The 6,877-nt window shown below is 68.3% G+C and carries 7 protein-coding genes; all 7 read right to left on the bottom strand.

What is annotated here, in order from left to right; translation table 11 throughout:
* Positions 1-169 precede the first annotated feature (169 nt).
* Positions 170-853, bottom strand: a complete 684-nt coding sequence (locus ACFO0C_RS48985) for an SDR family oxidoreductase (protein ID WP_378073859.1) — start codon at positions 851-853, stop codon at positions 170-172.
* Between the two features lie 2 nt (positions 854-855).
* Positions 856-1,680, bottom strand: a complete 825-nt coding sequence (gene iolB / locus ACFO0C_RS48980; protein WP_378073857.1) for a 5-deoxy-glucuronate isomerase — start codon at positions 1,678-1,680, stop codon at positions 856-858.
* 12 nt (positions 1,681-1,692) lie between these two features.
* Complete coding sequence (locus ACFO0C_RS48975) at positions 1,693-2,892, bottom strand: glycoside hydrolase family 88 protein (RefSeq protein WP_378073855.1); 1,200 nt, start codon at positions 2,890-2,892, stop codon at positions 1,693-1,695.
* Entirely contained in the window at positions 2,889-3,731 is an 843-nt protein-coding gene (locus ACFO0C_RS48970; RefSeq protein ID WP_378073854.1) for a hypothetical protein, read from the bottom strand. The genes ACFO0C_RS48975 and ACFO0C_RS48970 overlap by 4 nt, the downstream gene beginning before the upstream one ends.
* Complete coding sequence (locus ACFO0C_RS48965) at positions 3,728-4,609, bottom strand: carbohydrate ABC transporter permease (protein WP_378073852.1); 882 nt, start codon at positions 4,607-4,609, stop codon at positions 3,728-3,730. Before ACFO0C_RS48965 ends, ACFO0C_RS48970 begins: the two co-directional genes overlap by 4 nt.
* Positions 4,609-5,499, bottom strand: coding sequence for a carbohydrate ABC transporter permease (locus ACFO0C_RS48960; RefSeq protein WP_378073850.1), 891 nt, complete (start codon positions 5,497-5,499; stop codon positions 4,609-4,611). The genes ACFO0C_RS48965 and ACFO0C_RS48960 overlap by 1 nt, the downstream gene beginning before the upstream one ends.
* A 91-nt stretch (positions 5,500-5,590) precedes the next feature.
* Positions 5,591-6,877, bottom strand: a complete 1,287-nt coding sequence (locus tag ACFO0C_RS48955; protein WP_378073849.1) for an ABC transporter substrate-binding protein — start codon at positions 6,875-6,877, stop codon at positions 5,591-5,593.

Below are 6,877 nucleotides of genomic sequence, written 5' to 3'. Positions count from 1 at the left end.
GAAACTACTCACCCCAGGCGCCCACCATCCCCCCGTGGCCCAGCCACCCGGAAACCGCTCACCCCGGCGCCCACCATCCTTTGCCCGCGGTGGGGTGCGCGGTGTGGAGGACGAGGCGAGGGCAGGTGTGCCGGTGGCGCGCCTGCGGGAGGCGGGCCATCGGGGTAACTCAGCGGGCCAGCCAGCCCCCGTCGACCGGGAGGACGGCGCCGTGGATGTAGCGGGCTGCGTCGGAGGCGAGGAAGACCACCGCGCCCTTGAGGTCGTCCGGGGTGCCCCAGCGGCCGGCCGGGATGCGGTCGGTGATGGCGGGAGCCCGGGTCGGGTCGGCGCGGAGTTCGGCGGTGTTGTCGGTCTCCATGTAACCGGGTGCGATGGCGTTGACATTGACGCCGAAACCGGCCCATTCGTTGGCGAGTGCCCTGGTCAAGCCGAGGATGGCGTGCTTGCTGGCGGTGTAGGCCGGCACCCGGACGCCGCCCTGGAAGGAGAGCATCGACGCGATGTTGATGATCTTCCCGTGGCCCTGGACGATCATGCGGCGGCCGGCGGCCTGGCTGAGGTGGAAGGCAGCGTCCAGGTTGACGGTGAGGACGTCGTCCCAATCTCCGGCGGTGACCTCCGCGGCGGGGGCCCGGCGGATGATCCCGGCGTTGTTGACGAGGATGTCGATTTGATCGAGTTCGGACACATAGGCGTGGAGGTCAGCGGTGGCGAGATCGAGTTCCTTGCTGCCTGCGGCGATGACCGAGGCGCCGGCCTCGGCCAGGGCGTCAGCACACGCCCGGCCGAGACCACGATTGCCGCCGGTGACCAGGGCCACGCGCCCGTCGAGACGGAAGCTGAGGGGCACGGTCAGAGGCCCAGGTCGCGCAAGGTGGGGACGGTCTTGCCGACCCAGCTGAGGGTGGTGTCCTCGTGAGCGCCCTGCGTGCGCTGTGTTCCGGCCAGGAACCACAGGTAGTACGTGGTGTAGCCGGGCGCGCTGACCACCGTGTGGTAACCCTCGGGCATCATGTGCATGCCGTGGTCGCGGACGGTGAAGTTCTCCTCATAACCCTCGTCGGTGTAGAGGCGGCAGATCCCGAAGCCGCCCTTCGGCGCCACACGGAAGTAGTACATCTCCTCGTGCGCGGCCTCGGCGGGCAGGTTGTCGGTCTTGTGCCGGTGCGGCGGGTAGGTGCTCCAGTTCCCGGAGGGGGTGTAGGTCTCGCCCACGATGAGGCGCCGAGCCGGCAGCGACGGCTGGGCGATCTCGGTCAGGATCTGGTGGTAGTTGCGACCGAAGTTGGCGCCGCCCCACCGGCCGGTGGCGACCGCGGAGGGCTCGATGACGTAGGGCTCGGTGTCCAGGTCACTCGGTGCGCTGGGCAGGGCGATCTCGACGGGACTGATCGCCTCGATCACGATGTCGGCATCACGGGGGATGTAGACCGAGTGGGGCTTGCCGCTGAACACGTCCGCGCGGCCGCCGACGCCGGTGAACTTCGACCCTCCGACGGTGAAGTTCGCCGTGCCGCCGAGGATCACCGCAAGGATCTCCCGGTCGCCCGAGGACCCCGTCCAGGTCTCCCCCGCCTCCAGCGTGAGCAGATGGAAATCGAGCAGCGAGCACGGGTTGAAAGGCAGCTCGTTGATTCCGGACTCGGCCGGGATGTAGCAGTGGTAGCGGTAGTCCATCAGTGTTGCTCCTTACCAGGGGTGGGTCCAGCCGGGGCGGGTGACGCGGGCGAGGGCCTCCAGGTAGAAGTAGTCCCCCCAGAGGTTCCCCTCGTCGACGCCGACAGCCTTGGGTTTGTCGTAGACGCCGTGCAGGAGAAGGGCGTTCGAGCCGGGTACGTCGAGAGTCGAGTAGCCGTCGATCAGCGAGCGCAGGATCCGCCCGGCCGACGACCGATAGTGATCAGCCAGGGAGGGCGGCACGAAGGCTGCCAGCTCCAGCAGCCCGTTGACGGCGATCGCCGCCGCCGAGCTGTCCCGCTCTTCGACAGCGAGCGAGGAGGTGGAGGAGAGGAAGGCCGTGGCGGACGAGGTTGGGGAGAGGGAGGTGGCAGCCGGTGAGGTGAAGATCAGGTCCCAGTAGGCCACCCCGTCCGGTGGCAGGTGGGCCAGGAAATAGTCGGCGCAGCGGATCGCCGCGCGCAGCAGCGTCGGATCGCCTGTGTGCTGGTGGTTGAGTGTGAACCCGTAGATCCCCCACGCCTGCCCGCGGGCCCAGCACGACTCGTCCGCACTGCCCTGCTCGGTCTCCCCGCGCAGCGGCGCTCCGGTGACCGGATCCCAGTAGAACGTGTGGTAGGTGGTGTCGTCCGGCCGCAGGATGTGGTCTCGCAGCTGAGCCGCGTGCCGCCGGGCCGCCGCCGCATAGCGGGGATCCCCGCTGGTCCGGCTGGCCCAGAAGAGCAGCGGCGTGTTCATCAGGCTGTCCACGATGGTGCGCCCCTGCTGCCGCGGATCGGCGAGGTCACCCCAGGCCTGGATGATCCCGGCCGACGGCAGCACCCGGCGCATCAGGTGATCGGCAGCGGACAGCGCCGCCCGCTTGGCCTCCGGATCCCGGGTGCGCCGCCACGCCGTCACGCAGGACAGCGTGTAGAGGAACCCCAGGTCGTGGGTGTCCAGGTCGATCTCCTGGTCGACCCGCTCGACGAACGACCGGACGTGCGCGGAGGCCGCCTCCCGGTAGGTCTCGTCCCCGGTCAGATCGTGCGCGAGCCACAGCATTCCCGGCCAGAAACTGGTGGTCCACCCGGTGTTGGCGGGCCGTGGCCGATAACGGTCGTCAACGGTCGTGTCGTCGGGGTACCGATCCCCGAACTCGGCGATGTTGGCGTCGATGGTGCGCAGAGCGGCGGTCACCGCGGTTCCGGTCTGGTCGGCGATCGCCGTCATGTCGTCCTTCCGATAGTGGTCAGGGTGAACCGGCTGTTCGCCCAGACGATGTAGAGCAACGGGCTTGCCGCGACACCGATCGCGATGGCCGGCCGCTCCGCCAGCAGCACCTCGAACAGCAGCAGAACGAACAGCGAGAACAGGCTCAGGTACCACCGGCGCAGCCCCAGGTAGGCGCCGATGCGGGCCAGGTCTCGCAGCCGGGCGTCGGGCCGTTCGGCCAGCGCCACCAGGGTCAGCACGGTGGTGATCACGATCAGCGTCATGACGACGGCGACCACCGGCAGCAGCAGGGCGCCGGCGGTACGTCCCGCGAGCCAGGCCGCGTCGACCCCGAGGACGAGAAGCGCGACGGTAGCGAGCGCCCCGGCAGCCAGCGCGCGCCGCGCCGATCCTCGCCAGGCACTCCAGAAAACCCCGAAGACCTCGCCGGACGAGGCGGAGGGGGCAGAGGCAGAAGCAGAGATGGAGGAGACGGTTGGGGCGGCGGAGGCGGCGGAGGCGGAGGCGGCGGTTGGGGTGGCGGAGGCGGCGGCGGAGGCGGTGGCGGCGGTTGGGGTGGCGGCGGCGGCGGAGGCGGTGGCGGCGGAGGCGATGAAGGAGGTAGAGGTAGAGGGGACGGGGGCGGAGAGGGAGAAGACGGAGGAGTACGTCCGGAGCACAGCGAAGACCGCAACGAGCGCCGGCCCGCCGAGTGGGGCGAACAGCACGAGCAGTGGCCAGGTCCGCCCCGGATCGGTGGTGAGCACGACCAGCACCAGGGGCGCGCAGGCGACGGCGAGCAGCAGGTTCGTCAGCAGCGCGACATGCACCGCCTCGAAGATCCGGCCCCAGTTCATCCCTTGAGCCCCGTGGTCGCGATGCCCTCGACGAAGTAGCGCTGCCCGGCGAGGAAGACCACCACGATCGGCAGCACCGACAGCACCGACCCGGTCATGATCAGCGCGTATTCGGCGTTGTACTGGTTGATGAACGACTTGAGCCCGATCTGGATCGTCCACAGGTCGGGGCTGCGCAGGTAGATCAGCGGCCCCATGTAGTCGTTCCAGGTGGTGACCGCGGTGATCAGGGTGAGGCTGGCCAGCGCCGGCACCGACAGCGGCAGCATGATCCGCCGGTAGATGCCGTACTCGCTCATCCCGTCGATCCGGGCCGCGTCGAGTAGCTCGTCGGGGACGGTCTCGTAGAACTGCTTCATCATGAACACGCCGAGCGCCCCGAACGCCTGCAACGCGATGATCGACCAGAGCGAGTCGGTGAGCTGCAGTTTCGTCATCATCACGAACTGCGGGACCATGTAGGACTGCCACGGCACGGCGAGGGTGCCGATGTAGGCGAGGAACAGCACGTCCCGTCCGGGAAAGCGGATCTTGGCGAAGCCGTACGCCGCAAAGCTTCCGGTGAGGACCTGGAGCAGGGTGACGACCGCCGACAGGAAGACGGTGTTGCCGAGCCAGGTCGCCATGTTCGACTTCGACCAGATGTCGGCGTAGTTGCCCCAGACCGGATCGGTGGCGATCCACTGGACCGGGATGGTGAAGACCTCGTTGTTGGTCTTCAGCGACGACATGACCATCCAGTAGAACGGCAGCAGCACCACGACCCCGGCGGCGCCCAGAGCGGCATAGCCGAGAACGCGCCAGGCACGTGACGGACGCCGCGGAGGAGCAGCGACGCCGACCTCAGCCGGGACCGAAGGAGAGAGAAGGGTGGTCATCACGAGCTCCTGCGCTTGTTGACGACGAACTGGATGACCGTCACCAGGAGACAGATCGCGAAGAGCACGATGGAGACCGCCGACGCGTACCCGAACTGGTTCTCCTCGAAGCCCTTCCGGAAGATGTACTGCGCCAGGACCAGCGTCGACTGCCCCGGCCCGCCGTTGGTCATCACCAGGATCAGGTCGAAGACCTTGAAGCTGCCGATGGTGAGCAGCACCGTGATGAAGAAGGTGGTGGGCCGCAGCCCGGGCAGGGTGACCGCCCGGAAGCGCTGCCACGCCGACGCCCCGTCGACCTTGGCCGCCTCGTAGAGCTGGCCGGGGATGGTCTGCAGCCCGGCCAGGAACAGCAGCATGTAGTAGCCCATGTCCCGCCAGGTGCCGACGATGATGACGGCCGGCATCGACCAGTCGGCCGACGTGGTCCAGCCCGGCGGACTGTCCACGCCGATCCACCGCAGCACCTCGTTGACCGGCCCGTATCCCGGGCTGAACAGCATGTTCCAGATCTGCGCGATCGCGACGATCGAGGTGATGTACGGGAAGAACGCGACCGTACGGAAGAACGCCACCCCGCGCAGCTTGCGGTTGAGCAGCAGCGCCAGCCCGAGGGAGACGCCCAGGGTGAGCGGGATGTGGAAGGCCGCGTAGTAGAGCGTGTTGCGCAGCGCGGTCCAGAACGTGGTGTCCCGGGCCATCTGCCGGAAGTTGTCCAGCCCGGTCCAGGTGGAGCCGCCGAACACGTTCCACTCGGTGAACGCGTAGTAGAACAGCAGGCCGACCGGGATCAGCGTGAGGATCAGGAAGCCGATGAAGTTCGGCAGCAGGAAGCTCAGCCCGATCGCGGTGTTACGCCACCGCCGGCGTCGCACGGGCATCGTCGTCATCAGGGATCTCCTCGAGGGGCCGTAGGCCCGACCAGAAAAGAGGGCCGGAAAGAGGGCCGCGGGCCCGGCGGGAAACCGGGCCCGCGGAGACTCACTTGCTCAGGACCTCGTTCTTGGCCCGGTCCTGTGCCTTGGTGATGGCCGCGTCGATCGGCGACGCCCCGGACAGCACCTCGGTGTGCAGGTCCTTGAGGATGTTCTGGAGCGGCGCGGTGTACTTGGACACCGGGTTCTCCGGCTTGGTGTCGTGGGTGGAGAAGGTGAACTTCGACAGCTCGTCGGTGGGCGCGCCCTTGAGCGAGAAGATGGTGTCGGCGACCGCGCTGTTGTCGGCCGGGGTCACACCGATCCCGGCGAGGGCCTTGGCCGATTCCGCTCCGGCGGCGTAGGCGAGGAACTCCTTGGCCGCCGCGATCTTCTTCTCGCTGATCTTCGGGTTGATGCCGAGACCGGTCGGGTCGGCGAACGTGACCGGGGTGGCCGCGGTGCCGGTGGTGGCCTTGGTCAGCTGCGGCGCCGGCGCGATGCCCCACTCGAAGGTGTCGGCGTCGCCCTTGGCCTGCTGGTTGAGCAGGGTCGCGATGTACCAGGTACCCATCACCATCATCGCGGCCTGCTGCTTACCGAACTGGGCCTGGTAGGTGAGGCTGTTGGTGGTGGCGTCGCCGAGGCTGACCTGGGCACCGGCGGTCTGCAGGTCGAGGCTGGTCTGGTAGTACGGCTTGAGGAAGCCGTAGTCGCCGCTCTCCAGGCTGGCACCGGCGCTCTGGGCGAGCGCGAAGCCCTGGTCGGTGGACTGCCAGGTGTGCTGGTAGGCGCCGAGGGCCTTGTCGCCGGAGGCCTTGAGCTTGGTGGTCAGCTCCTTGGCCGCGGTCGCGTACTCCGCCCAGGTCCAGCTGCCGTCCGGGTGTTTGACGCCGGCTTTGTCGAACAGCGCCTTGTTGTAGTAGAGCACCCACGAGTCGGCGCGGTAGGGGATGGCCCAGGTCTTGCCGTCGACCTGGTAGCTGCTCAGCCCGCCGACCTTGGGCCCGAGCTTGCCGGCCACGTCGGACACGTCGAGCAGCTGCTTGCCGTTCTGGTAGGTGAAGAAGTTCTTCAGGTTCTTCTGCACGTAGATGTCCGGCGCCTTGCCCGCGGCCAGGTCGGCGATCATCTGGGTGTCGTAGTTGGCGGCGTCGTATTCCTTCAGCTCGACCACGATGTCCGGGTGCGAGGTCTTGAAACCGTCGGCGAGGGTCTTGAACTCCGGCGTGGTCGCGAGGCTCCACCCGGCCAGGGTGAGGGTGACCGGGCCGGACTCCTCGGCGTCACCGCCGCTGCTGCAGCCGGTGATGCCGAGCAGGAGCGCCGTGACAGCGGCGAGGGAGCGCTTCAT

The organism is Actinoplanes subglobosus, assembly GCF_042650585.1.
Classification (GTDB): domain Bacteria; phylum Actinomycetota; class Actinomycetes; order Mycobacteriales; family Micromonosporaceae; genus Actinoplanes; species Actinoplanes subglobosus.
This window is presented reverse-complemented; position numbering and strand designations above follow the sequence as displayed.

Bases quoted from the DNA above. Each gene is read 5' to 3' on its own strand.
- iolB (WP_378073857.1), bottom strand. From the start codon at position 1,680: ATGGACTACCGCTACCACTGCTACATCCCGGCCGAGTCCGGAATCAAC.
- ACFO0C_RS48975 (WP_378073855.1), bottom strand. From the start codon at position 2,892: ATGACGGCGATCGCCGACCAGACCGGAACCGCGGTGACCGCCGCTCTG.
- ACFO0C_RS48970 (WP_378073854.1), bottom strand. From the start codon at position 3,731: ATGAACTGGGGCCGGATCTTCGAGGCGGTGCATGTCGCGCTGCTGACG.
- ACFO0C_RS48965 (WP_378073852.1), bottom strand. From the start codon at position 4,609: ATGACCACCCTTCTCTCTCCTTCGGTCCCGGCTGAGGTCGGCGTCGCT.
- ACFO0C_RS48960 (WP_378073850.1), bottom strand. From the start codon at position 5,499: ATGACGACGATGCCCGTGCGACGCCGGCGGTGGCGTAACACCGCGATC.
- ACFO0C_RS48955 (WP_378073849.1), bottom strand. From the start codon at position 6,877: ATGAAGCGCTCCCTCGCCGCTGTCACGGCGCTCCTGCTCGGCATCACC.